Genomic DNA, 2,796 nt, shown 5'->3' with positions numbered 1-2,796 from the left:
ACGGTGAAGATCCCGTTGGTCAAAATATCCGTTTCGGAAAAATTCCTTTTAAAGTAATCGGTGTCCTTGGGGAAAAAGGAGACAACTCCATGGGGCAAGATCAGGATGATATCATACTGGCACCCTATACTTCGGTCATGAAAAGAATTCTGGCCATCACCTACCTGCAATCTATTTATGCATCAGTCATTGACGAAAAGGATACAGAAGCGGCACAGGCCCAGATAGAAGAAATCTTACGCAACAGACATAAAATCAGCACTGGTGAAGATGATGACTTCAGCGTCCGTACCCAAAAGGAAATGCTCACCATGATGACCTCCACGACAGACATGATGACGACCTTACTGGCGGCAGTAGCCGGCATTTCGCTGATAGTCGGAGGTATCGGCATTATGAACATCATGTATGTATCGGTAACGGAACGCACCAAGGAAATCGGACTTCGTATGTCCATCGGTGCAAAAGGAAAAGATATCCTGATGCAATTCCTGACTGAAGCCGTTTTAATCAGTGTAACAGGTGGCCTTATCGGTATATTGCTCGGTGTCATGTCATCGTACAGCATCAAGTGGATAGCGAACTGGCCGATAGAAATTCAGGCTTATTCTGTTTTTCTGTCCTTTTTGGTCTGCTCCGTCACCGGAATATTTTTCGGGTGGTATCCTGCAAAGCGGGCATCCGAGCTGGATCCGATAGAAGCAATCCGCTACGAATAGGATTTCTCAATAGGAATTATAAAAATCCGCCATATTGACACTATACGATCAATAACAGTGTCAATATGGCGGATTTTTTGTTTGGCAAAACAATTGTTGCTTGATCGTTGTTATAAATAAAAAATTATGAACTTCAACAATTTCACCATTAAATCACAGGAAGCTGTTCAAAAAGCCATCGAACTGGCCCAGGGAAGACAACAGCAAGCCATTGAAACGCCACACCTTTTGAAAGGAGTCATGGAGGTCGGAGAAAATGTGACCAATTTCCTTTTCCAAAAATCCGGAGCAAACCCAAATACACTCAATACAGCCTTGGACAGACTGCTCGACAGCTATCCGCGGGTAAGCAATGCCGAACCGTATCTTTCCCGGGAGACAAATGCCGTCATCCAGAAAGCGATTGATTATTCCACCAAGGAAGGCGATCAGTTCGTATCGCTGGAGTTCATCCTTTTGGCTTTACTCACCGAAAAGAATGCCGTCTCTAGCTTGTTGAAGGAAGCCGGTCTCACCGAACAAGTGATGCATGAAGCCATCCGGGAACTGAGGAAAGGCTCCAAAGTCAGCAGCCAATCCGCTGAAGATACCTATAACGCCCTGAACAAATACGCCATCAATTTGAATGAGCGCGCACGTTCAGGAAAATTAGATCCGGTCATCGGCCGTGATGAAGAAATCCGCCGGGTATTGCAAATCCTAAGCCGGCGTACCAAAAACAATCCCATCCTGATTGGAGAACCTGGTACGGGTAAAACAGCCATTGCCGAAGGTCTGGCTCACCGTATCATCCGTGGTGATGTACCGGAAAACCTGAAAAGCAAACAATTGTTTTCTCTGGATATGGGCGCATTGGTGGCCGGAGCCAAATACAAAGGCGAATTTGAGGAACGTCTGAAATCGGTCATCAATGAAGTCATTCAGTCCGAAGGCGAAATCATCCTGTTCATTGATGAAATCCACACCCTGGTCGGAGCAGGCGGAGGTGAAGGAGCCATGGACGCAGCCAATATTCTAAAACCGGCGTTGGCCAGAGGCGAACTTCGAGCCATCGGGGCAACTACGCTCAACGAATATCAAAAATATTTCGAAAAGGATAAGGCCCTGGAACGTCGTTTCCAGATTGTTCAGGTCAACGAACCAGACGAAGCCAGCTCCATTTCCATCCTACGTGGTCTGAAAGAACGTTACGAAAACCACCACAAGGTCAGAATCAAGGACGATGCCCTGATTGCCGCCGTGGAACTTTCAAGCCGCTACATCACCGACCGTTTCCTGCCGGACAAAGCCATCGACCTGATGGATGAAGCAGCAGCCAAACTGAGAATGGAAATTGATTCCGTCCCTGAAGAACTTGATATCATCGAACGGAACATCATGCAGCTGGAAATCGAGCGTGAAGCCATCAAACGCGAAAACGACCAAACCAAGTTATCTCAGCTCAATCAGGAAATAGCCAACCAGAAGGAAGAAAGCAGCAAGATCAAAGCAAAATGGAGTTCCGAAAAAGAACAAATCAACAAAATCCAACAAGGCAAAATCGACCTGGAGAACCTGAAATATGAAGCAGAAAGAGCCGAAAGAGAAGGCGATTACGGCAAAGTGGCCGAAATCCGCTATGGAAAAATGAAGGAAACCCAGGCTGCCATTGACAGTACCAAAGAAAAACTACATCAGATGCAGGGAGATAGCCCGATCATCAAGGAAGAAGTGGATGCTCAGGATATTGCAGACATTGTTTCCCGTTGGACAGGAATACCCGTCAACAAGATGATGCAGAGCGAAAAAGACAAGTTGCTTCACCTGGAAGAAGAATTGCATAAACGGGTCATCGGACAAGAAGAAGCCATTGCCGCTGTTTCAGACGCTGTGCGCCGGAGCCGTGCAGGTTTGAATGATCCCAAACGCCCTATAGGATCCTTTATTTTCCTCGGAACGACAGGTGTCGGAAAAACAGAATTGGCCAAAGCATTGGCAGATTATCTGTTTGACGATGAAAATAAAATGACCAGAATCGATATGTCGGAATATCAGGAAAAATTCTCCGTTACCAGATTAATTGGTTCTCCTCCGGGAT

General features: G+C 46.2%; 2 protein-coding genes. Both read left to right on the top strand.

Annotated features, from left to right (window positions below):
- Nucleotides 1-719, top strand: a 719-nt coding sequence (locus PHQ97_16085) for an FtsX-like permease family protein (protein MDD4394253.1), incomplete at its 5' end; no start/stop codon positions are given.
- 126 nt (nucleotides 720-845) lie between these two features.
- The coding region (locus PHQ97_16080; GenBank protein ID MDD4394252.1) for an AAA family ATPase at nucleotides 846-2,796 on the top strand (1,951 nt) is incomplete at its 3' end.

It is taken from the genome of Desulfobacterales bacterium (genome assembly GCA_028704555.1).
Classification (GTDB): domain Bacteria; phylum Desulfobacterota; class Desulfobacteria; order Desulfobacterales; family JAQWFD01; genus JAQWFD01.
Note: the sequence above shows the minus strand (reverse complement) of the source record. Positions and strands in the feature narration are given on the sequence as shown.